The following is a 26,328-nucleotide window of genomic DNA, read 5'->3' as shown; positions in this document are numbered from 1 at the left end:
ACCAATCATTTTGCCTTGAAAGGGCGGTTATACCTCAAAGCCCTGCAAGCGGCTTTTGCGGAACTGGCCGTCCTCAAAAATCAACTCAGCCAACATCCACAAATGGAGTTGGCGTAACATCAGTTAATATTTTCTATTTCCGAATAAAGCTTTACTAAAATTTCGACAAATAATACAAAAAGGCACCTCCATGCGGGGTGCCTTTTTTGTATTATTTCAAGTCGATAAAAATAACCGCAAAAACCGATAGCCACAAAATAAATGTTTATACACGATTCATTTTAAGCAAAAAAGAAAATAATCCAATACCGGCCCATTTTTCCATTATCTATTCTATTCTATCTTAACATAATCAAAATCAGACCAATAGGACAATTTTTCCGCTACTATTCAGGCATCTATCTGTTTGTTAACTTGCCTAAAGAGTCAGTACATTTTTCCATCTCAGATCGATGTATACCTCAACAGGTGTCTTATCCAACAAACTAGTAGCGGTTATGAAAAACGTATATCTATTTAGCAAAATAGTACTAATTATAGTTTTCTTTTCGCCTGTCAAGTCGTCGGCTTTACCATCCTCAGTTTGGCATAAGGGCCAGATGATGCTCTTCAATAAAGTTACACTTGAAGGAGAGTTATCGTATAACTGGAAAACAGAGATCGTATTATTGCGCCAGTCTGACGGCCGCGTCCGTGCCTTCTCCGCTACTCAGGTCCAACAATTTGGCTGGTTTGATTACTCGTTTCATAAACAACGAAACTTTCTCGTTCTGCCAACTTTAGTCAATAAACAAGCGAAATCCGCATTTTTTGAAATCTATATGGATGGTTCATTAGCCGTGGTTCGTCGACTACGAAAGTCACAGGGCTTATTCAAGCGCCTGTTCAACCATCCAGCTTATTACAACGATCAACCGTCGCTCGCTCAAACCAACGACTTTTTTGACTACTTTGTCTACGATGCTGGTCAGTTGAGAGCATTCGACCGATTCAATCTGGACATCTACGAGCCTCTGCTAACCGCTTATGGCGAAGAGATGCGGCAGTACATAATAAGCCATAACATCAATGACCATACACTGCTTGGTCGACTGGTATTGATCGACCATTACAATTTTTTAGTACAGCACGATCCCAAAACGGCTTCAGCCAGAGGAGCTGGCTACACGCAGGAGCCCGCTCCTGTTAGCTATCCATAGGCGTTTCAGGCCCGCTTTCCGGTGTGTCTTTTGGGCGTTTTTTTCGTTTTCGAAGGGCATCGTTCAGCAGGTATTCAATCTGCCCGTTCACACTCCGAAATTCTTCCTGTGCCCAACGCTCCAGTTCCTTCAGGGTTTCAGGCTGAATACGTAATACAAAAGCTTTTTTTTCTGCCGCCATAATCTCAATAGGCAATAAGAGCAGGCAGCAGGCAAGGCGTAGTAGGCAATTCACGGATGGGATTCACACTGTCAACTGCCTATTACGCCTTGCCTGCTGCTTACACTTATTGATAAAGCGTTCCTGCATTCACAACTGGGCTAACTGATTTTTCACCACATAATACTACGAGCAGGTTGCTCACCATAGCGGCTTTACGTTCTTCGTCCAGTTCAACGACTCCTTTTTCGGCCAGTCGCATCAGTGCCATTTCAACCATGCCGACCGCTCCTTCAACAATCTGCTTCCTGGCCGCCACAACGGCCGTAGCTTGCTGACGTTGTAGCATCGCACCCGCAATTTCGGGTGCATACGCCAGGTGACTAATGCGTGCCTCCATAACGCGAACACCCGCCTGGCTCAATCGCTCGTCCAGTTCCTGCTCCAGAAATTTGTTAATCTGACCCGTATTGTCCCGCAAAGTAACTGCTTCGTGTTCGTCTTCTATGTTGTCGTATGCGTGCGAACTCGCCAAAAATCGTACGGCCGCTTCGGATTGAATCTGCACGAAATTTACGTAGTTATCGACATCAAATAATGCCCTTGCCGTATCGGATACCTGCCAGACAACGACAGCCGCAATTTCGATCGGATTCCCCATTTTATCGTTCACTTTCAGGGTCTGTCCATTCAGGTTCCGGGCACGTAAGCTAATCTTCTGTTTGCTGTATAATGGATTCACCCATTGCAGGCCCGTTTGCTTGATGGTTCCGACATAATCGCCGAAGAAGGTAGCCGCCAGTCCTTCATTGGGATAAATAATCATAATCCCTTTCAGGATAAAAGCGCCAAGCAAAGACATGAATCCCCCCAGGATGGGGCTGTAGGCAAACAGAAAGACGGCTAATCCAAAACAGCCTAAACCCAGTAGTAAAAACAGATAACCCGAAATCGATGTAAGCTTTTTCTCTTGCATAACCGTAAAATCTAAGGCCAGGAAATGATATCATTTTGATAGTACAATAGTAGCCTATCCGTTGTTGATTTTCAGCCACTTTTTGTACGAACGGTTATGTTTAATGATAGGCTCACTAAAATGGCAGCCAGCAACTCAACCAGCAAGTGGCCTGGCAACAATGGTCTGGCTCACAAGTAAATTTGTGGCTGATTGTTATAAATTAACCGAATAAAATGGGGTAGAATTAGAGAAGAGAGCCACCTGATAGTCAGGCAGCCTAAATAAAGCCAGCGACTCAAAAGTTCATCGCTTTCTGCGCTACTTTTAGCCTTTACTTAAACTACTGCAACTGGAGGACTTCCTGAGTTATACCGATCCTGTAAACAGGCGTTTCCTCATACCGGGAAGCTACAATAAGCTGGGTGTTCTGCATATGAGGAGTAAATAAGTCCCGAAGCAGGTCTGGCGAATTATTGTCTTTTGACAAGTGAGACAGCAAGACATGGCTCATAAACGAAGGCTTATGGTTTTTAAATAAATCCAGTGCCTGCTGATTAGAGAGATGCCCTTTATCCCCGCGAACTCTACGTTTTAGATAATAAGGATAGCTTCCTTTCTCTAGTAACTCATCATCATAATTAGCCTCCAGAAAGGCGGCATGACATTGACTAAAGTGGTTGATAACGTGTTCGCATGGCGCGCCAATATCGGTAAGTACCCCTATATTGATACCTTTATACGTAACAAGGAAGCTATGCGGATCGGAAGCATCATGCTGCTTGGGGAAAGCAGTGACGCAAAGTTCACCAATCCAGACGGGTTCATACCCTCGTAAGGGTTTGACAGGAAAATCGCGTTGGGGTATTCTTGAATTGTTGAGCGTGCGGGGTGTAATGAAAACAGGCAATTGATATTTCTTAGCCAGTTGCGCAACTCCGCGGATATGGTCGGTATGTTCGTGGGAAATAAAAATGGCCTTTACGGTATGCATAGACAAGCCCAGGCGCAGCATTCGCCGTTCAGTCTCCCGACAGGAAATTCCGGCATCGATTAAAACAGCCTCCTGCTCGTTTCCAACATAATAGCAGTTTCCGTTGCTGCCCGAATTTAAGGAGGTAATAAACAATTGCATAGTACTACAAAGAAACAGCTTTTTAGGGATTGTTTCTAGTGGCAATTTTTACAAAAACAGGAGTTTGTTGAGCATTAGGGGCAATCATTAACGCCCGGTTGTTGCCTTGAGAATGAACTCAACGATCGGTGTTGGATTGGGTAGGCTATGCGGATGGTGGCCGATGCCCGGTTTGTGAATTACCTGAATGTCACCCCCACTCTCCCTGACTTTCTGCTCAAAAGGGGCCGTATTCTCGCTCACCAGAACCAAATCGTCAGCGTCTCCCACCACGTGCAGGAGTGGATAATGGCCTTTTACTATATCGGCAACTTTATCCATCGGATTTCCTTTAAAGGCCATTGCCTGCTCGTCGGTTGTCAGCTCGAAATCTTTTTTAAAAATCTCCCAATCGCTCGGGCTACCCTTGCCCTGCCCTTTGCCTCCCGGCCAGCTTTTCAGATCGAGTACGGGCGCATCGACGTATACACAAGCTACCTTCTCCGGATTTTCGGCGGCCCAGTTATACGCGTAAACACCCCCGCGACTCAATCCTTCCAGTGCTACTTTTTTAGCTAATCCCGCCTGTTGGGCAAACGCATAAAAATGATTCCAGATTGACACCGCCTGAGCATTACCGAATAGCTCGGCCACATCGCAGTAAACAACATGAAAGCCACGATCCAGCAGGGCAATATCTGTTTGTGGTTCATGCCCCCAGAATCGGGCACGCCAGACCCAGGGCAGGCCTTTCGCTGGTCGTCGTGGTTTAACTACTTTACAGGCTCTTCCTTCAAAGGAAAAATCAGCGCAGTCGTAGCCATAGAAGGAGGAAACGCTGTACTCTCCTTTTATTTTCGGAAAGAAATCGAAGCCATTCTCTTCCTGCGCATTTATGGCTTCGTACAATCGTTTTGCGATAATTGTTGCGCCCGACGAGTTGGGGTGCAGTTTATCCGGAAATAGCTCCGGGTGATCGACAAAAAGCGAATGCAAATCAATGAGTTCACACTTTTCGTCGAAGGCTACCTGACGAATTCGCGGCATGATCAGCTTGGTTATGGCTTGATCGGTTTGTCGGGTCGTGTCGGTCAAAAACGACGCCACCGGCAGTAACAGGACAATACGTGGATTTGTCGGCAGCCCCTTAAAAGACCGAATCAGGGTTTTATAATCGGTGGCGAAGCTATCGATCTGCAAACGGTAGGGCAACCGGCTATCATTTGTTCCGAGCTTGATAAAAACCAGATCAGGGCTACTCTGCAAGGCTTCTTTATAGGCCGGAGTCGCCATGTACGAATTACCCGTCTGGCGAATTACTGTTCTGCCGCTCACACCAAAATTCAATACTTCATAACGGCTGCCTAACAGGTTCTGCAATTGGCTGGGATACGAATTTTGTTCCCGATTCTCTAGTCCGCTCCCGTAGGTGATGCTATTGCCAACGCAGGCAATCCGTATTTTTTTCTGAGCAACCGCTACAGAATATGACAACAGAAAGCAGCTAATAAAAACGAACAGACGCGAAAAATGAGAAGTCATAATTCAGTAATGAAGGTCTATTTATGCACAAGGACGCCATCCGTCTTTCTTACCCAATCGGCCATTATTCTTGCTTATCTATGCGTCTAATTGGGCTTCTGTCGGTCAAAGTACTGCCGCATGAATAGCAATTGGTAGTTTATTGCATTGTTCCAGTAGGCCCAGTTATGACTACCGGGCCGGGCAATGTAATCATGCGCAATGTTGCGTTCCAGAAGCTTCTCGTGCAGATTGTTATTGACGCGAAAGAAAAAATCGTCACTACCACAATCAATAATCAGCGATAGAGCACCCGGCGTAAGCAAATGAAGCAGATTAATGACCGTATTTTGCTCCCAACGTTCCGGAAACTGGGCGTACGTTCCCAGTCGCTTGGCCATATCCCAATTGTTGGGGAATGGCCGGATGTCGACACCGCCACTCATGCTTCCGGCAGCCCCGAAAACGGTCTGGTGCCGGAATGCGAGATACAAAGCGCCATGTCCGCCCATGCTAAGCCCCGTAATCGCCCGGCCCGACCGATCTTTAATCGTTTTGTAATGGCTATCGACCCAGGTTACGAGTTCACTGGCTACGTAGGTTTCGTACCGGAAGGAAGGATCGGCAGGACTATCGAAATACCAGCTGCCAATATTACCATCAGGACACACAATAATCATCTGGTGCAGATCGGCGGCATTGCGAATAGAAGCTGCTTTTTTGACCCAGTCACTATAATTACCGCCATAGCCGTGCAGCAGGTATAAAACAGGCAGTTCCTTATCATTTGTATAGGTATCCGGGGTCATGATAACGGCCTTGATCGACTTCTTCATCGACGTGCTATAGGTTTCTACCGTATCAATTTTAGCCGCCTGTACCGATTGATTTACTAAAAACAGAATTCCTAAAGCCAGCAGCGTACGCAGATAATGCATTGTGTTAAGGTTTACAAAATGAGTTGCTAAATTAAACTAGAGATGGCATAGCAAGGAGCAGTGATTTTCGTATAAAGTGACTCGTCCCGATCTATTTCCTCAAAATTCACCGTCCCGGCTTTGTCACCTTCGCTCACGCCAAAACACATAAAGCCCTTTTCGGCTATAGTCTATTCAACCTTATACCTGTAAACGCCAATCCTTTTCACTATTTTTGCGCCCTCAAATAGTGGTCAGCCCATTCAGTTGGCCGACCGACACATTGACTATCATGCTACTGAGCGAACAAGAGATAAACCGCCGACAAAAACGCGAAGAATTAATACGGATGGGTATTGATCCCTATCCTGCTGAATTATTCGATGTAACAACGACCATTGCCGATATCCGCGCTGCTTTCGACAAGGGCCCAGGAACTGAGATTGCCCCCGAAATGGACCTTTCTGGCGACGAACGCTGGGGAAACGTTCAGTTGGCTGGTCGGCTGATGGGTTTTCGTATTATGGGAAGCGCATCCTTCGCCGAAATTCAGGATTCTACCGGACGGCTTCAGTTTTATTTCCGGCGCGATGACATTTGCCCTGGCGAAGACAAAACGCTGTATAACACGGTATTTAAGAAACTGCTTGACATCGGCGATATTATTGGTGTCCGTGGGCATGTTTTCTCGACCAAAACCGGCGAACTGTCGGTTTACGTGAACGAGTTCAAGGTATTGAATAAGTCGCTGCGGCCCCTGCCCGTTGTAAAAGAAGTGGTGAACGAGAAAGGCGAAAAGGAAACCTTCGACGCTTTTACCGACGCCGAACAACGCTACCGGCAGCGCTACGTTGATCTGATCGTGAACCCGCACGTGCGCGATGTGTTCGTAAAACGGACCAAGCTGGTCAATTCAATTCGTCAGTTCCTGAGCCAGAAAGGTTATCTGGAGGTCGAAACCCCAATTCTTCAGCCAATTCATGGCGGAGCAGCGGCACGGCCATTCCGTACGCATCACAACTCGCTCGACATGACGCTTTACATGCGGATTGCCAACGAGTTGTACCTGAAACGGCTCATTGTAGGCGGCTACGACGGCGTATTCGAATTCGCGAAAGATTTCAGGAATGAGGGAATGGACCGAACCCACAATCCGGAATTTACGCAGGTGGAATTCTACGTTGCCTACAAAGATTATCTCTGGATGATGGACACCATCGAGGAAATGGTCGAAAAAGTGGCATTAGACGTGGCCGGAACGACGAAAGTGACCGTTGGCGACAACGTTATCGACTTCAAACGCCCCTGGAAACGCCTGACTATGTTCGAGGCCATTCAGGAATATACGGGTGTTGATGTGTCGGAAATGGAAGAAGCGGAACTCCGGCAGGTAGCCGAAGGTCGCGGAATAAAGGTCGACAGCACAATGGGCAAATCGAAATTGATCGATGAACTCTTTGGCGACGCCTGCGAACCCAACCTGATTCAGCCGACATTCATTACCGACTACCCGGTTGAAATGTCGCCCTTAACCAAAAAGCACCGGAGCAAGCCAGGACTGGTCGAACGTTTCGAGGCTATCTGTAATGGGAAGGAGATTGCCAATGCGTATTCTGAGCTAAACGACCCGCTGGACCAGCGCGAACGCTTCGAGGAGCAATTGCGACTGGCCGAACGGGGCGATGAAGAAGCGATGGCCCTGGATGAAGATTTTCTGCGGGCTCTGGAATATGGAATGCCGCCAACAGCGGGCGTTGGCCTGGGCATCGATCGGCTAACGATGATCATGACCAACCAGCCCTCCATTCAGGATGTACTCTTTTTTCCACAGATGCGCCCCGAAAAGAAACTGGAGCAATCGGATGAGAGTGATTTTGTTGCGGCTGGCGTTCCGGCAGAATGGGTACCGGCGGTACAAAAGCTTGGTTTCCTGACCGTTGAGCAACTCCGCACGGCGAACCCCAACAAACTCTTTAACGATTTGGGGGGTGTACGCAAAAAGCTCAAACTAGAAGTTCCGATGCCGAACATCGCCGACGTTCGTAGCTGGACGGGGCAATAAACAAACCGGCACTACCAGAGTTATAGATAAGCCTTTCGCAGAGAAGCGTGCCACGGTTCTTAATCGAGCTCATAAAAACCGTGGCACGCTTCTCTGCGAAAGGCCTAATTGAAAAACCCCGCTCAGATATTGGGCGGGGTTTGTTATTCCGTGGTCAGAGGAGAAGGTTTAATAATCTGACTCAATTTTTTTCACTTTTACGGCGTTGAGGCCTTTTTTGCCATCAACAACTTCGAACTGCACCCGGTCCTTTTCGCGGATGGTGATACCATTGAGACCCGTAATGTGGACAAAAATGTCACGATTGGAATCATCCTCAACGATAAACCCGTAGCCTTTGCTTTCGTTGAAAAACTTTACTACACCTGTTTGCATAAAACTAAAAAAAATTAAACTAATTAAACATACAAAGGGACAGAGAGTAACAAAGGACGCGAAACAGGCACCAAAGCATACAGCAGAGATAATACTTGGCTGAAACTCAACGGACTTTGTTGACAATAGCAAGCCAGTAGTTTAAATAACCACTGCCCACGCTACAACACAAAGTAAATAAATTTGTTCCAAATTCAAGGCGAAAACCACCTATTTTTAGGTAGTTTTACCCGATATGTTGCGTTTTTCTGTGTAAACGGCAAACAATCTATTGATTTCGTTCGTTAGCTTTGTCATAGCAGTAATAGCGTATAAACTTTTAGAGCCATACGCCAACTGAACTAGTATGGATAAACTTAGGTATTTTGTCGAGAAACAGGCATTTGGGGTCTGCACGTTACTGGGAGAGAAAATGAACATCTCGGCCAGCAGCATCCGGCTGTACTTTATCTACACCTCGTTTCTAACGTTAGGATCGCCGGTTGTCCTCTATCTAATTCTGGCCTTCTGGATGGAAATGAACAAGCATCTTCGTCGGCATGCCCATCCGACCATTTGGGAGTTGTAAATTACTGAGTAGTTTCAGTTTCCCGAACGGCCCTAACCAATGTCAGTTTTGAGAAACTGACGCCACATCGCGCATCTCCTTAAATAGCCTCTCCCCTTTCATAAAGTAGGACCAGACAATGCTGTGCGGATACAGAACTGCATCGGCTTTCTGTTGCTGCATTAAAGCCCTGCGTTGTCTGTGCAACTCCGGCAAATGGCGATAAAAAGCAAAGTGCGCCCGGATAATGGCCAGCACATCACGCCATTGCCCCACCTTCAGGAAAAGCAACGACGACACGCCATCCAATACGAGCCGTAGTAGAAATTTGCCCCACAGCCAGCCATCGGCAGGCCAGTTCTTATACAACATGAACAGGCTGTTTCGGTAATTCAGGTAGGTTTTTTGGGGATTCGATTTATGGAGCGTGCCACCACCCACATGATAAACTGTCGATTGGCCGCATGCCCAAACATGGTAACCTAGTCGTTGCAATCGCCAGCATAGGTCTATTTCTTCCATGTGGGCAAAGAACGATGCATCGAAACCGCCAACCTGATGAAACAAATCAGCCCGTATGAACAGACAGGCGCCCGTTGCCCAGAAAACCTGTCGATTGTCGTCGTATTGCCCATGATCGGTTTCGAAGGTAGCAAAAATACGCCCCCGGCAAAAAACGTAACCAAGCCAGTCGACAAAGCCACCAGCCGCCCCTGCATGTTCGAACTGGTCGCGCTGGCTATACGAACGGATTTTGGGCTGACACGCTGCAATCTGTGGATTAGCCTCCAATAGCGCCAATACGGGCGGGATCCAGCCAGGTGTAACTTCAATGTCAGAATTAGGGAGAACATAGTACCGGGCTCCACCGTAGTGAGTCCGAATGTAGTCAAGAGCCATATTGTAACCACCAGCGTAGCCGCCGTTATAAGGTAGTTCAATAAGCCGAACGTTGGGGAAAGTAGCCCGAACATATGCTACGGAATGATCTGTAGAGGCACTATCGGCGACATAAACCGGGTACCCTTCAGCATAGGTAAGCACTATCGGAAGAAACTTGGCTAAGAAAGATTGACCGTTATAATTAAGAATGACAATTGCGAGGGTATCCAAAATTAGTTTGCAGTTTGCAGTTTGCAGTTTTACAGTTGCAGGAAATAAGCCGACTGTAAACTGCAAACTTAAACACTTTACCCCATTAGCCCGTCCAGATTGAGGCCGGGAATATTTGGTAATAATCCTTCAGTAGCTTTCCGGAGGTGTTCACGGGCTTTGACTTCTACATTGGCCATTGCCTTATTGGTGGCAGCTACGATCAAATCCTGTAGCATTTCCCGGTCTTCGGCCGGAGACTTGATCAGATCAGGATCGATCTCAATTTTCAGAACATTTTTTAAGCCATTGACCGTAACTTTAACCAGCCCAGCCCCCGATTCACCAGTTTCGGTAACGGCGCTAAGGCTCTGTTGAGCATCCTGCATCCGGGACTGCACTTCCTTCATTTTTCCGAACATATCCATCATAGCGGTATCTTTTAAGGGGTTCTGGGCGTTGAAATTTTGACGTCAGACTGCCAAACCAGTCAACTGCCGTTGTATCTAACGTACTAATAACAACGCACCGTTACGGACAGTTTTCTGATCGGTAAAATCTATTACTTCAACCCGGTACATATATTGCCCGGCATTGGCTGGTTGCCCGTTAACCATACCATCCCACCCCTGGTTTCGATCGGTCGTTGTATAGATTGGCTCGCCCCATCGACTGAAAATTGTCAATCTGAATTTATCAAAGAAAGTACCTCTTATCAGAAACGTATCATTAACGCCATCTCCATTGGGTGTAAAGGCATCGGGCGCAAAGATTTTAGGGTCTCGCCTTAATGTAAAGAAATTCGAATAACTAACCACTCCATCAGCCGATTGAGCAACGACCCGGTATTGCTGCGATTGCAGGTTTGGATCGTTCGGGTCAGGTTCATAATGCGTATTACCGCCAAGTATGATTGTCTTACTTATGTTATTGACAGAATCGACTACTTCAAGCGAATAGCTGGCTACGTTGCCCGGAGAAAAGGGCGAGCCAGTTGTCCAGTCAAGACCCGTTGGCGACTGCGACGATAAAAAGACCGAACAAACAGTTTCCGACGGAGCCGATACCTGCCCACAGTTATTCTGATAAGTCAACTGATAACAATAAGACCCTGCCGACGCATCGGCACTCTCATCAGTAAATGTATTTTTAGAGGCTGTCCCAACGACCTGAAATGGACCTGACGGACTACTTGCCCGGCTTATTGTCATTGTATAACTAGTCGATGTATTGGTAGTGGGCAAGGCCGCAATCAAAAAAGGGTGGTTATTTTGAACGGTAACTAAAATATCGCCAAAATTCCCCGGTTTTTCGGTATTCGTTCCTATTACGCAGGTCTGTGCAGACCGAACAATGGTTTGTGCAGTTCCCGTAATCGTAGCTTCGATCGAATAACAATATTGGACTCCGCACTCAATCTTGTTATTGTCAGTATAGGAAGTTGTAGTCTGGCTAAACGTCGATCCAATGGGGGCACTTCCTCTAATAATCTGATACCTCCGGACGGGAGCGCTTCCTGAATACTGTTGCCAGGTCAAGTCATTTTGCTTATTACCGGCTTTGGCATTAAGCACGAGACTACAGACTTGATCTGATTTAATTATGTTCGAGTTATCACAAGCATCCTGATACTGTAAATCAAAACACTGAACTTGCTTAGCATCCGTCTGAACGGTAAACGTGCCAGAACCTGTACCCGTTTGCCCAGTTACCGTGTAAATGCCCGATGCGTCTTTCTGACGTAGTTGAATAGGTATACTAACATCAGACTGATACTTTATTGATATTGAGTTATCGCTCGTTGTTGTTAGTTCCGTAATTAAAGGTGCCGACGGAGTAGATACGGGCCGTATGGAAACATTTTCTTTGGGTGGTTGACACGCAACTGGTGCATTATAAAGCCCCTGGACAGTTACGACATAAGATGATCCGGCACCACTATTGGTATAGGTATGAGAAGGCTGGGCAACCATCTCGGCGCGTGTTTTTTGTTCCCGTACACCATCACCCCAGTATACTTCATATTTATCGTATTGCCCAAGCGTAGTTTCATCAGGCACAACAACAGCTTTCCGCCCTGAACATAATTTAACCGTAAACTTAACCGGGTCAACGGCCAATACCGTAACGACTTTACAGGCAATTGACCCTGAGCCAGCACTACCAACCTGTATAATCGTGTAGGAGCCTGGTTTAGTATAACCTGAATAACTAGTAATATTAGTAGGAGTCAGCGGTATACCTTTTCCGCTGTAATCATAATTATATCCGGCATTGACAACATTCGGCTGTACGGCTGTTATTCTAACTGTCTCTCCAAGACAGATCCTGTCTTTTTCCAGAGTGAATCCACCTTCGGCTGTTCCTTTTCGGTCTACACAGTAGTTATTGTTAGGGTCCTGTGCCTGTGCCACTAAACCTACAACCAAAAACAAGCCGGTCCAGAAAGCGGATAGCCATCTGGCTTTCACCCCAATTTCAATCGGCCACATTCGTAAAATTCGCACAAGGGTAGAGTTTTTTTCAATGATAATGATCTGACGGTTTCTATTCCTAAAAACGTCATAACGGACATTTTCGCGTCCAGCGAAACGTATCTTTCCCAAAAACAGTTTTGAGCATAAAAGTAAGTAGTTTTGGGCATTCAATAGACTAAAAAATCCAGAACTATAAACGCATATGCTAAAAGTTGGCACAGTTCCGCCTACACGCATCGACCAAACCAATGAGCAATAATAATACCAACATTACCGGAACCGAACCAGGGAATCAACCCGAACCGGATGCTATTCGCCTGGATCGTATTGAAGATGCTATCGCCGATATTAAGGCGGGCAAAATCGTATTGGTAGTGGACGACGAAGATCGCGAAAATGAAGGCGATATGATTTGCGCGGCTGAAATGATCACGCCTGAAATGGTCAATTTCATGGTTCGTGAAGGTCGCGGCCTTATGTGCGCTCCTCTTACTCAGGAGCGTTGCGATGAACTTGGATTAGACATGATGGTGACCAGCAACACCTCTGTTCATACGACACCATTCACCGTATCTGTCGATTTACTGGGTCATGGCTGTACGACTGGCATCTCGGCCTCCGATCGCGCCAAGACCATCCGGGCGCTGGTTGATCCAGCCACGACACCCGAAGATCTGGGTCGACCAGGGCACATTTTTCCGTTGCGCTCGGCCGAAGGAGGAGTCATTCGCCGGGCAGGCCATACCGAAGCCGCCATCGATCTGGCCCGACTGGCAGGGCTGGCACCGGCAGGCGTTCTGATTGAAGTTTTGAACGAAGACGGCACTATGGCCCGCCTGCCGCAGTTGCGTGTGATGGCCGACCGTTTTGGCATGAAACTGGTTAGTATTCAGGATTTAATTGAATACCGGCTGCGAACCGAGACCCTGATTCGACGCGAAATTGGCGTGGATATGCCTACGGAATGGGGCCACTTTGATCTGATTGCCTACAAACAAAGCAATACGGGCGACACACACCTTGCCCTGGTAAAAGGCAGTTGGGAGCCTAATGAACCCGTTCTGGTACGTGTCCACTCGTCCTGTGTTACGGGCGACATTTTTGGTTCGTGCCGCTGCGATTGTGGTCAGCAACTTCACGCAGCTATGGAAATGGTTGAAGCCGAAGGCAAGGGCGTTGTGGTCTATATGTTTCAGGAAGGCCGGGGAATTGGCCTGCTCAATAAGCTCAAGGCCTACAAACTACAGGAAATGGGCCGCGATACCGTTGAGGCTAACCTCGAACTTGGTCTGCCAATGGATTCCCGCGATTACGGCGTTGGGGCACAAATACTACGTGATCTGGGCATCCGTAAGCTCCGGCTTATCTCGAACAACCCTAAAAAACGGGCGGGCTTAATGGGTTATGGTCTGGAGATCGTTGACACGGTTCCGATTGAAATTCCATCCAACCCCTACAACGAGCGGTATCTACGCACCAAGCGTGACAAGATGGGCCACACGATCATGAATGAGCCTATTAATGAAGAACAATAAGTAGTGTGCGGTTCTCAGAAAGCAGTTCATTATAGGCTGCTTACTGAGAACTGCACACTGTTTATCTAAACCCGCCAGTGTCATAGAAACTCCGACGGCGGCTTAGTTTCAGTTCCTGAAGAATGGCCGACCGCACCCGCAGGTCAAACGAGTAGTTGCCCGACCGAATATTACTGCCCGAATAAGGAGTCCAGTTAAAGGCCATTTCCCAGCAATGCAGATCACGGTTAATGCCAATGGTTGTCAGCGTTGGGCTGTTGAACTGGAAATCATAACCCGTGTTGAATGTAATTTTCCATTTAGGTGTCAGACTTAAATCTCCCGTCAGGGTAAGGGCCTGAATCACCTGCGAAATTTCGGGCGTCAGTTTGGTCAGCCCAAACGTATAACTGATATTGAGCGACCAGGGAATCGTAAAATCAACGTATAATTCGGGATTGTTGTTGATTGACTTTAGGGTCGCGTCGGTGGCATTGGGGCTGGTTTTCTTTTTGTCGGCTTGCTTGGGGGCCAGGCGCGTACTCACATAGGCCTGGAGGTTGGTTAGCCGTGCCAGCCCCTGCCCATCCTGAAAGGCATACAGATTTGGCACACGAGCAAACTGCTGATCGCTGTAGCCAATTGTTCGCAGAAGTAATTGCGAATAGGTGTCGGGCGGAATCGCCGTTGAACCCGATGTAGCGGCTAACAATGCATAATAGGCCGTTCCGCCGTAGGGACGGGATGCATAGGGATCGAACGTAGACGAGAAGTTAAAGCTAACATTCTTGAAAATCTGCGTATTGGCACTGATTGAAATGGGCGACAGTTTATAATCAGGCGCAAGCAGATTATAGCTGCCGTTGATACTAATGTTATCAAAAATCGGAATCTTCTTAAAGTCCTGACCCGCCGAATCACCCCGCGTGCGCACTTTCATTTCCAGCTGGTTCACGATACCAAACGTGATAAACGCCGACTCAGTGCTACTGCTGGAACCGCTACCACCCAACCCACGAAATACCGATAGCGTCCGGCGGTATTCGGGCAGACTGGCGAGGCTTCCTTCGGCTGATAAAACCTGAAACTGGCCAAATGACGGGTTGGTAAAGTCAGGAACATAGCTGAAAGAAATGGAAGGTGCTACCGTATGACGAATGGCTTCAATACGCTTTCCCCGGATGAAATACGTACCGTAGAAGCGTGTATTCATACTCACGTTAGCCGAAAAATTATAGGACGGGAAGAAACCCCGCATCGTATCGATCCGAACCTTGTTCCGATCCGATAAATACAGCCCCGTAGTTGGGTCGATTGCTACTGTATTTTGGTAGCCTAAATAGGTATACTTGAGCTTCTTGGTATAAATGCTGCCCTGCAATGAAAACCCTGGTGTGAGGTTTATGTAGCGAAGCAGTTTAAAGTTCGGCAACGATATAGGAATGCTGTAATTAGCCTGAATGGTACGATTTTGCCAGATCCGGTTCAGGTTCGCCATGTTAAACGCAATCAGGTTCGGATCGGATCTTACTTCGCCATTTCGGATAGCCGTTGCCCGCGCAATACTGTCCAATGCCCGTTGAACACTGCTGATTGATCTTAGGTCTGTAACAACGGGGAAGCCCAAACCACTGGTATCGACCTGCGTGCGAATGGTGTTACTGATACCGATGGAACCACTAACGTCTAACCCAACGCGGAAGCTTTCATACCAGCGACCAGTGCCCCCTTTAAGTGCAAAGGGCGCAATCTGATTGATACCGAAGTTGAAATCCGACGACACATCCGTTTTACCATTTTCGCGAATGAGCGTTTGTGGGTTTACCTGCCCGAACTGCTGGTTTACCCGGATGTTGGCACCCGCCCGCGCATACTGTCCGAACTGACGGCTATACTGCACCGACGACCCCGCCACATTGGAGATATAAGCGTTGCTGCCCGTGCCGGAGTTAAATTGGTTGTAGCTGTTGCTGCTGACGTTAACATTGGCCGAGAAGCTCCCTCGCCCGCGAGGCACCGGCGAGTGCGACCAGGTAAATGAGAAGTCATTCCGGGGCGTCTGTGTTGTATCCACCCGGTCGCCGGAGCGGTTGCGGTTAAAGGCCAGGTTCACACTACCGCTGTACCGATAGCGTTTGTTATAGGCTGATGCAACACCCAGCCCCCAGCTTCCTCTGGAATAAATTTGCCCTTTAAACTGTAGACCAAGATTTTCACTGACGGCCCAGTAATACCCCCCATCCCGAAGATAATACCCCCGTCCATTAGGCTCTTCGCCATAGGTCGGCACCAGGATGCCGGATACGCCAATGTCTTTTTTCTTTGGAAACGGGAAGAAACCAAACGGCAGACCGAGCGGCAACGGTATCTGATTAATGACCAGATTAAACGGGCCCGCCACGACCTGTTTGTTATGAACGACCTTTAATTTGCTGGCATTGATGTGAAAATGCGGTGTCTCCAGATTACAGGTCGTGTAAATCGCTTTACCGATGTACAAATTATCTTCAGCATCTTTCTTTACGTTCTGCCCGCGAACGTTGCCTTCGCCCTGCTGCGTAATAACGCCCTGTATCTTCCCTTTTTTGGATTTGAAATTATAGCGGATCTCTTTGGTATCATATTTCCCTTCCCCATCCTGAAAAACAGGTCGGCCAATCCATTTTTTTGACGTTGAATCATACCGACCTTTAGCGTATACCTCGTTAGTAATATAATTCAGACGTATGTATTCTGCCTTGAGGGAAATATCGCCATAAATAACGCTGGCTTCCCCAAACAATTCGACCGTTTGTCCATCGGCAGCATAGATCGTTGAATCTTTGGCCTGATACTTGACAGTGGTTGCAAAGGAGTCAGCGCTTTTGAGCGAGTCGGCTTTAGCGGTGTCACCGGCAGCAATCCGGGCAGAGTCAGGCGCAATAACCGTGTTGCTCTGTGGACGAACAATATTGGGCGACACGATGCCCGGACGGATCTGGGTTTTACCAACCGGAACCGTCTGCGAACGGGGAATAGTTGCAATTGCCGTCTTGCTGGCTGGCGTTGTGGTGGCGCTGGTTGGTGTTACGGCCGTTGGATTGTTGGCAGATGAGCGCGCTGCGGGCGTACTTCCTGTGGGCACAACAGCGGGTGTATCCGCAGTGCGCTGCACAGGCGTAGTAACTGGTGGTATTACCTGCTGGCTCCCGACAGATTGCGCCCGAACGGCGGGAGTCGTTTTAATCGACCGGGACCGTAGGCTATCTTTTTTAACGGCTACACGATTTGGTTGACGACCTTTGAGTGTATCGCGCACTAGTTTGGTCGATCGGGTTGCGCGGTTAGTTGTATTCGACGATGCAGTATTCGACTGAGGTTTAGTAGCTTGCGTAGAAGCAGACCGTGACAAACCAGCCCCCAGCCGATTTAGAACGGCCGATGATGGGTTTAAGGCACGGTTCAAATTACTTGCTTTGATCGCGTCTGTAGTCGTGGTGGCTGCCAACGGTCGCGTTGATTTAACCGATGGCGAAACCAGCTTCCGTTTTGTCGCAGCAGGGCCTGTGGGTATAGTATCTTTAACCGATCGCTTAAGCGTCGGCTGGCTCTGCCCCAGTGCGCTGAACGACAGGACTGTCCAAAGGAAGCAGATTACAACTCGTATGAGCGGGGACCGTAAAATAAAGTGTCCTTTTTTGAGTTTTATCAAAAAAATTATATTTGCCATAGCGGTACTAAACCCATGGCTTACAAAGGTATTCACGAACAGTTATCCCGCTATCGCCTTGAAACGTTTTCAGCTGTTAAAAATTATTAAATCAACACGTGTTCGGTTCACGTTCCCGACTCCCGGAAAAGTGACAACATTACTGTTGGTAGCCCTGCCATTGCTGGCACTCACTGTACTTCCTGCTCCTACTGCTTTAATGCAGGATCTGAATCAGGATACAGCTCGTCGGGCTGGTACGCAGGAACCCGAAGTTTCTGCCAATGCTCCCAATCAAGTTCGTACAATTGTACTCGACGCGGGGCATGGCGGCAAAGATCCGGGTACTCATGGTCGTTACGCCAAAGAAAAAACGATCAACTTAAATTTGATTCTGCAATTAGGGCGTAAAATTAAGGATAAGTATCCAAACGTGCGGGTCATTTATACGCGGACTTCGGACCATTTCGTCGATTTATACGAACGGGGTGCCATTGCCAACCGCAATCGGGCCGATTTATTTATTTCCATTCACTGTAACGCCAGCCCGTCCAGCAGCCGAGTCTATGGCACTGAAACCTATACGCTGGGGCTGCATAGAACCCAAAGCAACCTCGACGTGGCACGGCGTGAAAATGCCGTAATTTTACAGGAAAAGAATTACCAGCAAACCTATAAGGGCTTCAATCCGAACTCACCCTTAGCAACGATTATGCTGGCTAATTATCAGCACGCATTTATAGCCAGCAGTATTAATTTTGCCGAAAAGCTGGAGCGTAGTTTCCGCCAGAATGCCAGCCGGAAGAGTAACGGTGTTAAACAGGCTGGTTTTATCGTGCTCTGGAAAACTACAATGCCTAGTGTTCTGATTGAAAGCGGTTATTTGACCAATCCAGATGAGGAAGATTACCTACGATCAGAAGAAGGTCAGGAAGAGATTACCACCGCCATCTGTAAAGCCTTTGCTCAATATAAGCAGGAGATTGAAGCGGAGGGCTAGGCTATTCCAGGCAGTAGACAGCTTTCAATGAGCCGTGTGGAGTCTACACGAATTAGCTGATTACCAATGCCACTCACTACCCGCTGTAGATCATCTACAAAAGACTACTAATTACCTACTTTCAACCGTTCATGGAAAATCCCATCTTCACGGGACAAACGGCCTCTAAAGTTGGTTATACCTTCAATCAAATTGATTGGCGAGGCCCAAAGGGTTGTTCTCCTTCTCACACGCATGAAAATTTCTAAGGAAGTAAAGGTTGGTTTGCTTGCGGTCATCTCCCTGATGATGCTGTATTTCGGATTCGAATTTTTGAAAGGTTCTGACTTTTTCTCTACTACCCGCAAGTATCAGGTCATTTACGATAACATTGATGGGCTAACAGCATCCAACCCAATACGTATCAACGGGTTATCGGTTGGGCAGGTTAAGCGCATCGAGATTTTACAGGACCAGGGCAACAAATTGCTTGTTACGCTTGAGCTTCGAGATGACATTCGTGTGACGAAGGGGTCAAAAGCCATTCTGGCCGATGATGGTTTGCTGGGCGGGAAAAATATCATGCTCAGCATAAATCCCGGAGCCCCGGAAATAGAAGATGGTGGCAAACTGGTTGCAGCTAAAGAATCGGGCCTTTCCTCGCTGATCCGGGAAAAAACCTTACCCGTATTAAACAACGTCGATTCGCTGACCTATCAACTGAATCGGGTGGTGGCTCAGTTCGATCAAACTGGCGTTGTGCTTAACCAAACGCTGAAGAGTGCTAATGCTGCGGTTGGCGCACTTGGCCTGACTGTTGCCGAGAACCGAGCTGGTTTACAGGCAACACTGGCAAACGTTAACCGATTGTCGGCATCACTGATCGAAACCGAGAAGCAACTCAAGCCAATTCTGGCCAAAGCTGACACGTTTGCCGACTCGCTTCAGGGACTTCAATTGAAGCAAACGCTCGTCAGTGTCAACAAAACGATCGAAAATCTGCAACATATTCTGGGTGACATTACTAGCGGACGCGGTTCATTAGGTAAATTAACATCCGATGAAGCGCTCTACAGCAACGTTAATAAAACCACGGCCAGTCTGGAAAAACTCCTGACCGACCTGCGTGAGAACCCCAAACGATACGTGCATTTCTCGCTCTTTGGCCGGAAAGACAAAGCTATTACGACACCCGCTGGTAGCACGACAATAACAACGTCGACGGTCGTTCCGATAGCGGCCGATTCGACTAAGTAGCCACGTAAACTTGCCTGTCTGCCGATGTTGTCGCTTGTTTCAGCATTGGAATAAATCACATGCACGTCAGTCAGTAAGAATTTTCGTATGCTTGCGTCTACGAACTGAATTTTCGTGCGATTCTCCAAACCGTTGCTGACGCGCGTGAGACCGCAGCGGTATGCTTACGTCTCTACAAAAATGACTATTCCATGCAAGCCTTCATCGACGAACTAAACCAGCGCACAGTCCAGACCCAACTGGGTGGCGGCCAGAAAAAAATTGACGATCAACACCGTAAAGGCAAACTAACGGCCCGCGAACGCATCGCTTATCTGATCGATGATGATCGTCCTTTTGTTGAAATTGGGCTGTTCACCGGCGAAGGCATGTATGCAGAACATGGTGGCTGCCCATCGGGCGGTGTGGTAGTTGGTATTGGTTATGTTTCCGGACGTCAGTGTGTGATTGTGGCAAATGATGCCACCGTAAAAGCAGGAGCCTGGTTTCCGATTACGGCCAAAAAGAACCTTAGGGCGCAGGAAATCGCGATGGAGAACCATCTGCCCATCATTTACCTTGTCGACAGTGCTGGCGTATACCTCCCCTTGCAGGACGAAGTCTTTGCCGATAAAGAACATTTCGGCCGTACGTTCCGAAACAATGCGCACCTCTCAGCTATGGGCATTCTACAGGTAGCGGCCATTATGGGTAGTTGCGTAGCCGGTGGAGCATATTTGCCCATAATGTCCGACGAAGCGCTCATTGTGGAAGGGACCGGTTCCATTTTTCTGGCTGGCCCCTATTTAGTGAAAGCCTCTATCGGCGAAGATGTAGATGCCGAAACGCTTGGTGGCGCATCTACACATACGGACATCTCAGGAGTTGTCGATAACAAATACCCCGATGACAAAAGCTGTCTGGATGCGATCAAGCGGATTTTCGATAAAACTGGTCATCACGAAACTGCTGGTTTTGATCGTATAGCCCCAGTCCCGCCTACCAAAAATCCAGAAAACATCTATGAAATTCTGCCCATCGATCGTGTAAAACCCTACGATATGCAGGAAATTGTGGATAGACTTGTGGATAACTCGGCATTCGATGCGTATAAACCGGGTTATGGTCAATCGCTGATTTGCGGCTATGCCCGAATCGATGGCTGGGCCGTTGGTATTGTCGCCAATCAGCGCAAGGTTGTGAAGGCCAAAGGTCGAACCGGACAGCCAACCGAAATGCAGATGGGCGGTGTCATTTACGGTGACGCAGCCGACAAAGCCGCCCGATTTATTATGAACTGTAACCAGAAACGGATTCCGCTTGTGTTTTTGCAGGACGTTTCGGGTTTTATGGTTGGTAGCCGCGCCGAACAGGGGGGCATTATTAAAGATGGTGCAAAAATGGTCAGCGCGATGGCCAATTCAGTCGTGCCAAAATTTACTGTTGTTATAGGTAACTCCTATGGCGCGGGCAATTATGCTATGTGCGGAAAGGCGTATGATCCTCGCCTGATGCTGGCCTGGCCAACGGCGCAGATGGCCGTCATGAGTGGGGCTTCTGCGGCAAAAACACTGCTCCAGATTCAGGTAGCTGCTCAAAAAGCAAAAGGACAGCTCATGACACCTGAGGATGAACAGGCACAATTGAAAAAAATTACGGATCAGTATAACGCACAGCTTTCGCCGTATTACGCAGCGGCCCGGCTCTGGGTCGATGCAGTCATCGATCCGCTTCAAACCCGGCAAATCCTGTCGGAAGGAATTGCAGCCGCCAATCACGCACCGATTACGAAGGCATTTTCAGTAGGCGTGATCCAGACATAGTTTTTTGGTATTCGCTGAAAATCGACAAACCGAATACGAAAAACGCTACTTCGCAGCTCGGGCCGTTTTCACCTCATCGGCGGTTATCGCACTTGCTTTATTGCCGAAATTACTGCGAACATACGTGAGCACATCGGCAATCTGATCGTCGGTTAAAAAGTCGTGTGCAGGCATTGCATTATCGTAGGCATCGCCTTCAACTTCCTGCCCCTGTAGCCCTTTTAACACCACATTGATGAGCCGGGTTTTATCGCCATTAACCCAATCCGTTCCACGAAGCGGAGGATTCAGGTTAGGAACTCCCGACCCATTGGCCTGATGGCAGGTTAGACAGTTCTGTTCGTAAATAAGTTGTCCCGGTAATTTGGCCGGTGCAGCCGCAGGTTTAGGCGCTGCTTTAGCGGCTGGTTTTTTGGTTTGCGCAACGGCAATTGATGTTGACAGACAAACAAGAAGAATCAGGAGTTTCATAGAGTCAGGTTGTTAACGTATTCGGTTTAGGGTCTTCGGTAACTGACGCCTGTGAAGATTTCGTCGTATCAGCTTTTGAGTACCCAAAATCGGTTATTATTTCCGCCATTTCAGCGTATTCAACAAATGGACGATGTCCTTGCGAATGTACTGAATAACGGGTTGTAGTGAATCGTTTTCGGTGGCGGTATTGAAGTATAGCGCTCCCCGCAGAAAATTGGTCGTCGAATCGGTCGTCACAAATTGAACCTGGCTCGGCACCTCCCCCGACAAATCAATGATACTGGCCTCTAAACCCGACTTCATTCGAATTTTCTTCTCCTCAATGGCATATGCCTTAATGTTATGCCGGGCTGCCAGTTTATACGCATCTTCCAGCATGGCTCGCAAGCGATTGATGTCGTTGCGAACCGGCTTATAGGTCAACTGAACGCTGGCATGATAAGCCGGATAATTAATGAAAATCCAGTGAGGCTCCGAGCGGGCAAACGTGTCGGGCAGAATTCGGGCAATTTTATTGTACTCGAACTGATAGGGGTGCGTTGGCTCAAGGAGTTGATAACTCGGTTCGGGCAGATCGAAACGCGGATAGCCCTTGGGCTTAGGCGTGTAATTTTCGGATGAATTACTACCGCAGGCAGCAGTAAACAAACCCGTGAGCAGAATAAGAACGAATTTCACCACAGTTTTTTGTCATGCCGACGAAGGAAGCATCTTCGGTAGCTGGACTGTATAAGTACGGGAAGATGCTTCCTTCGGCACCGGGCTGGCGTTCCAGCAAGACAAAAACAACAACGAAAAAGCCCGGCGATTTGGTGCAGGGCTTTTTAACTATGTATTGTAACGCTCAATCAGGCGTTTACATCTTCTAATTCTTCCTGTCGCACCGGTTGCCCCAGCAGCGTAGCGAAGCGGTTAATGTTAAACGTTGGTTCGAACCAGACTTCGCCCATAACCGGATGTTTAACCGGCACCTCAGGGTTCTGAATCTCATTCAGCAATACGCCCGTATCACCGGTTGTATGGCGCTTAACCTGCCGGATCGTATACAGCTGATCGCGTTTGGGTATCTGAATACCAAACTCAGCATAGAACGCCAGTACAGGCGCGGGGAAATTATCGTTTGTGCAAATGACTTCCATCTGGACGGCGATTTATCGGATTTTACTGATTAACATGATTTTGCGAAAAAATGTCTTAGCACACCGAAATAACAATCATTTTTTTTCGTCTAACTCTGTAAATCAGGCAAATCGAACGAATCCTGCACGCATCGGCTGCTCGATCCGGTTAGTCTTCAAACAGATTTCCCAATTGCCCCAATACGGAACCGCCTTCTTTATGAGCCTGTCCGCCATTAGGCGCTAATCGCTGTACGAGTTTAGAAATTGGCATCGACTGAATCCAGACCTTACCCGTTCCGCGAAGCGTTGCCAGGAATAGCCCTTCACCACCGAAAATCATGCTTTTCAGGCCACCCGACCGCTGAATATCAAAATTAATACTGGGTTCAAAACCGACGACACAACCGGTATCGACCCGAAGCGTTTCATTATTCAGCGTCCGTTCGATAACTACGCCCCCAGCATGGATAAATACCATCCCATCGCCCTGAAGTTTTTCCAGAATGAAGCCTTCACCACCGAAAAATCCGGCACCTAGCCGCTGGTTGAACTGAATGCTCAATTTCGTACCCAGAGCCGCACACAGGAAGGCGTCTTTCTGAACAATAAGCGTATTGCCGAAAATATTAGCCAGGTTAACCGGCATTACTGTACCCGGATAAGGAGCCGCAAAAGCCGCCTTACGTTTGCCTACGCCCCGGTTGGTGAAGTGCGTCATGAACAGCGATTCGCCCGTAATCATGCGCGTACCAGCCTGAAGCAGTTTACCCATAAATCCCTGATTCGGCTGGGAGCCATCGCCCATTTTGGTCTCAAATTCAATGCCGTCTTCCATAAACAGCATGGAGCCCGCTTCGGCAATAACGGTTTCGTTAGGGTCCAGTTCAATTTCTACAATCTGGATGTCTTCACCAATGATTTTGTAGTCGATCTCGTGAGAGTACATACTGAGAGCGGTTATGGTTATCGTATAGTCACCGATTGCCGGTGCGGTTATTTATGGACGAAAACTACGGAAAGACGGTCATTTTACAGTCGTTTATTCGTATAAACGGCACAAAAAATGCCCGACCGGGCGTTTTTGCGGGTCGGGCCGTTAGCGTTGGTTGATATCGTCTGGCAGATCGTTATCCGTCTCATCGAAGAGTCTTTCATCGTCCGAATCGTCATCTGTTTCGTCTGGCTCCGGCTCACCTTTGAGGTTAAGATCCGTTCGATGGCGCAGTTTCTTGTCGTCAACCGTCTTATTCAGAAACTGGTTGATCTTGTCGATATCAAAACTCGTCGTGATTTCTCCAAACGAGTTAATCTGAATATCGAAACCTTCGAGTTCTTTATGAACGCGTGGCTTATCGTTTTCGTCAGGGTTCGTTTTCTTCTTTGCCATGAGTGTTCTATCGAGATACAAACCTATAAGGTCCTTGAGACCTTATAGGTTTTAAAAATCATTAACTAACTGTGGTCTTCAGCGTATTCAATGCCTGTTCCAGCCGCTTAATCGTTTCGTCTTTACCAATGATTTCCATAGTAAGCATCAGGTCAGGACCGGCGCCAGAGCCTGTAAGAGCTAAACGCATCGCCTGCATAATTTTACCCTGTTTGATACCAGCCTGCTGCATCGCATCGCCCAGCGTGTGTTTGATGTCATCGGCAATAAACTCACCGTCGAAGGTTTGTAGCGCATCACGAAAGGCAGTCACAGCCCGTATTGCATCGTCGTTCCATTTGGCCGCAGCAATCGCTTCGTCATAGGTAGTTGGTGCATTGAAAATCGTTCCGGCTTCGGTAAAGATTTCGTGGGCAAAATTGACACGTCCTTTCAGTAACGCGACAATTTTTTCGGCTTTCTCCAGCGAGCAGCTAAACCCGGCCGCTTCAGCCTGTTGCAGAACCGTTGGAGCCAGCTCTGTATCAGGCCGTTGCCGAACATACTGGTGGTTGAACCATTGCGCCTTCTGAATATCGAAACGTGCACCAGCTTTGTGAACCTGCGCAATATCAAAACTCGCAATCAGTTCGTCCATGGTGAAGAGTTCCTGTTCGGTGCCCGGATTCCAGCCCAACAACGCCAGGAAGTTGACCGTAGCTTCGGGTAGATAGCCCTCTTCGCGGAATCCTTTCGCAACCTGTCCCGTAAAGGGATCGGTCCATTGCAATGGAAAGATGGGAAAACCTCCTAAATCGGCATCGCGCTTGCTAAGTTTCCCGTTGCCTTCAGGCTTAAGAAGCAACGGCAGGTGGGCAAATTGCGGCATGGTATCCTCCCAGCCCAAATACCGATACAAGAGCACATGTAACGGAGCCGATGGCAACCATTCTTCACCCCGAATAACATGCGTAATACCCATCAGGTGATCGTCTACAATGTTGGCCAGGTGATAGGTTGGCAAACCGTCCGATTTCAGCAGAACTTTATCATCGATGGCCGACGAATGTACATTGACCCAACCCCGAATAAGGTCATTCAGCCGGACCTCCTCTTTGCGTGGCGTTTTTAGCCGAATAACATACGGATCGCCCGCGTCTATGCGTGCCTGAACCTCATCGGGCGTCATAGTCAGCGAGTTCCGCATCTGCATCCGGGTAATGGCGTTGTATTGAGCGGCTGGCGCATTGGCTTCTTCAAGCCGTTTGCGCATGGCATCGAGTTCATCTGCCGTATCAAAGGCATAGTAGGCTTTCCCTTCGTCAACCAATCGCTGAGCTTCCTTCTGGTAAATGTCTCTACGCTCCGACTGGCGGTAAGGCGCATGAGGCCCGCCCGTTCCCTGCCCTTCGTCGATCTCGATACCAACCCAGCGAAGTGCTTCCAGAATATAGTCTTCGGCACCCGGCACAAAGCGATTCTGATCGGTATCTTCGATACGAAGGAGCATTTTGCCGCCCATTTTCCGGGCGAACAGGTAATTATAAAGCGCAGTACGCACCCCGCCAATATGCAGCGGACCGGTAGGACTGGGTGCGAAACGAACGCGAACAGTGTTTTGCATGGGAGTAATAATTAGTAAATGAGTGAATGGGCGAATGAGTGAATGAGTGAATAGCCTGGTCAGCGTATATGGTGCGCGTAAGCT

24 protein-coding genes and 1 pseudogene are annotated in these 26,328 nt (G+C 48.1%); 9 read left to right on the top strand and 16 right to left on the bottom strand.

Annotated features, from left to right (window positions below; all coding sequences use genetic code 11):
• Both GJR95_RS43010 and GJR95_RS39045 read left to right on the top strand, forming a co-directional pair.
• Window positions 1-117 (top strand): annotated as a pseudogene (locus GJR95_RS43010) (IS701 family transposase); the annotation flags it as partial.
• Between the two features lie 380 nt (window positions 118-497).
• Window positions 498-1,199, top strand: coding sequence for a hypothetical protein (locus GJR95_RS39045; protein ID WP_162391022.1), 702 nt, complete (start codon window positions 498-500; stop codon window positions 1,197-1,199).
• On the opposite strand, the gene GJR95_RS39040 is transcribed toward GJR95_RS39045, so the two are convergent.
• From GJR95_RS39040 to GJR95_RS39020, 5 genes are all read right to left on the bottom strand, one after another.
• Window positions 1,186-1,380: a ribbon-helix-helix domain-containing protein gene (locus tag GJR95_RS39040; protein ID WP_162391021.1), complete on the bottom strand. Its 195-nt coding sequence runs from the start codon at window positions 1,378-1,380 to the stop codon at window positions 1,186-1,188. The two genes, GJR95_RS39045 and GJR95_RS39040, sit on opposite strands and share 14 nt — an antisense overlap.
• A gap of 106 nt (window positions 1,381-1,486) precedes the next feature.
• Window positions 1,487-2,335 carry an SPFH domain-containing protein gene (locus GJR95_RS39035; protein WP_162391020.1) on the bottom strand — a complete coding sequence of 283 codons (849 nt, stop codon included), beginning with the start codon at window positions 2,333-2,335 and terminating at the stop codon, window positions 1,487-1,489.
• A gap of 322 nt (window positions 2,336-2,657) precedes the next feature.
• Window positions 2,658-3,449 carry an MBL fold metallo-hydrolase gene (locus tag GJR95_RS39030; RefSeq protein WP_162391019.1) on the bottom strand — a complete coding sequence of 264 codons (792 nt, stop codon included), beginning with the start codon at window positions 3,447-3,449 and terminating at the stop codon, window positions 2,658-2,660.
• 87 nt (window positions 3,450-3,536) lie between these two features.
• Window positions 3,537-4,970 carry a GDSL-type esterase/lipase family protein gene (locus tag GJR95_RS39025; RefSeq protein WP_162391018.1) on the bottom strand — a complete coding sequence of 478 codons (1,434 nt, stop codon included), beginning with the start codon at window positions 4,968-4,970 and terminating at the stop codon, window positions 3,537-3,539.
• 86 nt (window positions 4,971-5,056) lie between these two features.
• On the bottom strand, window positions 5,057-5,887 hold the full coding sequence (locus GJR95_RS39020) for an alpha/beta hydrolase (RefSeq protein ID WP_162391017.1): 831 nt from the start codon (window positions 5,885-5,887) through the stop codon (window positions 5,057-5,059).
• Between the two features lie 271 nt (window positions 5,888-6,158).
• On the opposite strand from GJR95_RS39020, the gene lysS reads away from it, so the two are divergent.
• Window positions 6,159-7,928 (top strand): lysine--tRNA ligase, encoded by a 1,770-nt coding sequence (lysS, locus tag GJR95_RS39015; protein ID WP_162391016.1) that lies wholly within the window; start codon window positions 6,159-6,161, stop codon window positions 7,926-7,928.
• 168 nt (window positions 7,929-8,096) lie between these two features.
• On the opposite strand, the gene GJR95_RS39010 is transcribed toward lysS, so the two are convergent.
• A complete protein-coding gene (locus tag GJR95_RS39010; protein WP_162391015.1) occupies window positions 8,097-8,303 on the bottom strand; it encodes a cold-shock protein in 207 nt (68 codons plus the stop codon).
• Between the two features lie 346 nt (window positions 8,304-8,649).
• On the opposite strand from GJR95_RS39010, the gene GJR95_RS39005 reads away from it, so the two are divergent.
• Entirely contained in the window at window positions 8,650-8,871 is a 222-nt protein-coding gene (locus tag GJR95_RS39005) for a PspC domain-containing protein (RefSeq protein ID WP_162391014.1), read from the top strand.
• Between the two features lie 42 nt (window positions 8,872-8,913).
• On the opposite strand, the gene GJR95_RS39000 is transcribed toward GJR95_RS39005, so the two are convergent.
• From GJR95_RS39000 to GJR95_RS38990, 3 genes are all read right to left on the bottom strand, one after another.
• Window positions 8,914-9,963: a glycosyltransferase family 2 protein gene (locus GJR95_RS39000; RefSeq protein WP_162391013.1), complete on the bottom strand. Its 1,050-nt coding sequence runs from the start codon at window positions 9,961-9,963 to the stop codon at window positions 8,914-8,916.
• Window positions 9,964-10,040: 77 nt separating this feature from the next.
• Window positions 10,041-10,373: a YbaB/EbfC family nucleoid-associated protein gene (locus GJR95_RS38995; RefSeq protein WP_162391012.1), complete on the bottom strand. Its 333-nt coding sequence runs from the start codon at window positions 10,371-10,373 to the stop codon at window positions 10,041-10,043.
• 75 nt (window positions 10,374-10,448) lie between these two features.
• Entirely contained in the window at window positions 10,449-12,449 is a 2,001-nt protein-coding gene (locus GJR95_RS38990) for a T9SS type B sorting domain-containing protein (RefSeq protein WP_162391011.1), read from the bottom strand.
• A 218-nt stretch (window positions 12,450-12,667) separates the two neighbouring features.
• Here GJR95_RS38990 and GJR95_RS38985 point away from each other — a divergent pair, with 218 nt between their 5' ends.
• A complete protein-coding gene (locus GJR95_RS38985) occupies window positions 12,668-13,954 on the top strand; it encodes a bifunctional 3,4-dihydroxy-2-butanone-4-phosphate synthase/GTP cyclohydrolase II (RefSeq protein ID WP_162391010.1) in 1,287 nt (428 codons plus the stop codon).
• Between the two features lie 61 nt (window positions 13,955-14,015).
• Here the strand turns inward: GJR95_RS38985 and GJR95_RS38980 are convergent, their stop codons facing one another.
• Window positions 14,016-17,642 carry a putative LPS assembly protein LptD gene (locus GJR95_RS38980; RefSeq protein WP_232541007.1) on the bottom strand — a complete coding sequence of 1,209 codons (3,627 nt, stop codon included), beginning with the start codon at window positions 17,640-17,642 and terminating at the stop codon, window positions 14,016-14,018.
• 130 nt (window positions 17,643-17,772) lie between these two features.
• Between GJR95_RS38980 and GJR95_RS38975 the strand changes: the two genes are divergently transcribed.
• The 3 genes from GJR95_RS38975 to GJR95_RS38965 all read left to right on the top strand — a co-directional run bounded on the left by GJR95_RS38975 (window position 17,773) and on the right by GJR95_RS38965 (window position 21,659).
• A complete protein-coding gene (locus GJR95_RS38975) occupies window positions 17,773-18,621 on the top strand; it encodes an N-acetylmuramoyl-L-alanine amidase family protein (protein ID WP_162392027.1) in 849 nt (282 codons plus the stop codon).
• Window positions 18,622-18,855: 234 nt separating this feature from the next.
• A complete protein-coding gene (locus GJR95_RS38970) occupies window positions 18,856-19,857 on the top strand; it encodes an MlaD family protein (protein WP_162391008.1) in 1,002 nt (333 codons plus the stop codon).
• Window positions 19,858-20,048: 191 nt separating this feature from the next.
• Window positions 20,049-21,659 (top strand): acyl-CoA carboxylase subunit beta, encoded by a 1,611-nt coding sequence (locus tag GJR95_RS38965; RefSeq protein WP_162391007.1) that lies wholly within the window; start codon window positions 20,049-20,051, stop codon window positions 21,657-21,659.
• A gap of 45 nt (window positions 21,660-21,704) precedes the next feature.
• Here the strand turns inward: GJR95_RS38965 and GJR95_RS38960 are convergent, their stop codons facing one another.
• The gene (locus GJR95_RS38960) at window positions 21,705-22,130 is read right to left on the bottom strand and encodes a c-type cytochrome (RefSeq protein ID WP_162391006.1); all 426 of its coding nucleotides are present in this window, start codon (window positions 22,128-22,130) and stop codon (window positions 21,705-21,707) included.
• A gap of 96 nt (window positions 22,131-22,226) precedes the next feature.
• Entirely contained in the window at window positions 22,227-22,814 is a 588-nt protein-coding gene (gene gldD / locus GJR95_RS38955) for a gliding motility lipoprotein GldD (RefSeq protein ID WP_162391005.1), read from the bottom strand.
• Window positions 22,815-22,825: 11 nt separating this feature from the next.
• Here gldD and GJR95_RS38950 point away from each other — a divergent pair, with 11 nt between their 5' ends.
• The gene (locus GJR95_RS38950; protein WP_162391004.1) at window positions 22,826-23,002 is read left to right on the top strand and encodes a hypothetical protein; all 177 of its coding nucleotides are present in this window, start codon (window positions 22,826-22,828) and stop codon (window positions 23,000-23,002) included.
• Here the strand turns inward: GJR95_RS38950 and GJR95_RS38945 are convergent.
• From GJR95_RS38945 to gltX, 4 genes are all read right to left on the bottom strand, one after another.
• Window positions 22,982-23,272 (bottom strand): hypothetical protein, encoded by a 291-nt coding sequence (locus tag GJR95_RS38945; protein WP_162391003.1) that lies wholly within the window; start codon window positions 23,270-23,272, stop codon window positions 22,982-22,984. The genes GJR95_RS38950 and GJR95_RS38945 overlap by 21 nt on opposite strands.
• A 148-nt stretch (window positions 23,273-23,420) precedes the next feature.
• Window positions 23,421-24,200 (bottom strand): TIGR00266 family protein, encoded by a 780-nt coding sequence (locus GJR95_RS38940; protein ID WP_162391002.1) that lies wholly within the window; start codon window positions 24,198-24,200, stop codon window positions 23,421-23,423.
• A gap of 150 nt (window positions 24,201-24,350) precedes the next feature.
• Window positions 24,351-24,641, bottom strand: a complete 291-nt coding sequence (locus GJR95_RS38935) for a hypothetical protein (RefSeq protein WP_162391001.1) — start codon at window positions 24,639-24,641, stop codon at window positions 24,351-24,353.
• Window positions 24,642-24,702: 61 nt separating this feature from the next.
• The gene (gene gltX, locus GJR95_RS38930; protein WP_162391000.1) at window positions 24,703-26,244 is read right to left on the bottom strand and encodes a glutamate--tRNA ligase; all 1,542 of its coding nucleotides are present in this window, start codon (window positions 26,242-26,244) and stop codon (window positions 24,703-24,705) included.
• Window positions 26,245-26,328: the final 84 nt, after the last annotated feature.

The sequence above is a fragment of the Spirosoma endbachense genome (assembly GCF_010233585.1).
Taxonomy (GTDB): domain Bacteria; phylum Bacteroidota; class Bacteroidia; order Cytophagales; family Spirosomataceae; genus Spirosoma; species Spirosoma endbachense.
This window is presented reverse-complemented; position numbering and strand designations above follow the sequence as displayed.

Excerpts from the sequence above, each read along its gene's own strand:
- gltX (WP_162391000.1), bottom strand. The coding sequence starts at position 26,244 with ATGCAAAACACTGTTCGCGTTCGTTTCGCACCCAGTCCTACCGGTCCG.
- GJR95_RS39005 (WP_162391014.1), top strand. The coding sequence starts at position 8,650 with ATGGATAAACTTAGGTATTTTGTCGAGAAACAGGCATTTGGGGTCTGC.
- GJR95_RS38950 (WP_162391004.1), top strand. The coding sequence starts at position 22,826 with ATGCCGACGAAGGAAGCATCTTCGGTAGCTGGACTGTATAAGTACGGG.
- GJR95_RS38960 (WP_162391006.1), bottom strand. The coding sequence starts at position 22,130 with ATGAAACTCCTGATTCTTCTTGTTTGTCTGTCAACATCAATTGCCGTT.
- GJR95_RS39025 (WP_162391018.1), bottom strand. The coding sequence starts at position 4,970 with ATGACTTCTCATTTTTCGCGTCTGTTCGTTTTTATTAGCTGCTTTCTG.
- lysS (WP_162391016.1), top strand. The coding sequence starts at position 6,159 with ATGCTACTGAGCGAACAAGAGATAAACCGCCGACAAAAACGCGAAGAA.
- GJR95_RS39040 (WP_162391021.1), bottom strand. The coding sequence starts at position 1,380 with ATGGCGGCAGAAAAAAAAGCTTTTGTATTACGTATTCAGCCTGAAACC.
- GJR95_RS38980 (WP_232541007.1), bottom strand. The coding sequence starts at position 17,642 with ATGGCAAATATAATTTTTTTGATAAAACTCAAAAAAGGACACTTTATT.
- GJR95_RS39030 (WP_162391019.1), bottom strand. The coding sequence starts at position 3,449 with ATGCAATTGTTTATTACCTCCTTAAATTCGGGCAGCAACGGAAACTGC.
- GJR95_RS39020 (WP_162391017.1), bottom strand. The coding sequence starts at position 5,887 with ATGCATTATCTGCGTACGCTGCTGGCTTTAGGAATTCTGTTTTTAGTA.
- GJR95_RS39045 (WP_162391022.1), top strand. The coding sequence starts at position 498 with ATGAAAAACGTATATCTATTTAGCAAAATAGTACTAATTATAGTTTTC.
- GJR95_RS39035 (WP_162391020.1), bottom strand. The coding sequence starts at position 2,335 with ATGCAAGAGAAAAAGCTTACATCGATTTCGGGTTATCTGTTTTTACTA.
- GJR95_RS38965 (WP_162391007.1), top strand. The coding sequence starts at position 20,049 with ATGCAAGCCTTCATCGACGAACTAAACCAGCGCACAGTCCAGACCCAA.
- GJR95_RS39010 (WP_162391015.1), bottom strand. The coding sequence starts at position 8,303 with ATGCAAACAGGTGTAGTAAAGTTTTTCAACGAAAGCAAAGGCTACGGG.
- GJR95_RS38970 (WP_162391008.1), top strand. The coding sequence starts at position 18,856 with ATGAAAATTTCTAAGGAAGTAAAGGTTGGTTTGCTTGCGGTCATCTCC.
- GJR95_RS38985 (WP_162391010.1), top strand. The coding sequence starts at position 12,668 with ATGAGCAATAATAATACCAACATTACCGGAACCGAACCAGGGAATCAA.
- GJR95_RS38945 (WP_162391003.1), bottom strand. The coding sequence starts at position 23,272 with ATGGAAGTCATTTGCACAAACGATAATTTCCCCGCGCCTGTACTGGCG.
- GJR95_RS38935 (WP_162391001.1), bottom strand. The coding sequence starts at position 24,641 with ATGGCAAAGAAGAAAACGAACCCTGACGAAAACGATAAGCCACGCGTT.
- GJR95_RS38995 (WP_162391012.1), bottom strand. The coding sequence starts at position 10,373 with ATGATGGATATGTTCGGAAAAATGAAGGAAGTGCAGTCCCGGATGCAG.
- GJR95_RS38940 (WP_162391002.1), bottom strand. The coding sequence starts at position 24,200 with ATGTACTCTCACGAGATCGACTACAAAATCATTGGTGAAGACATCCAG.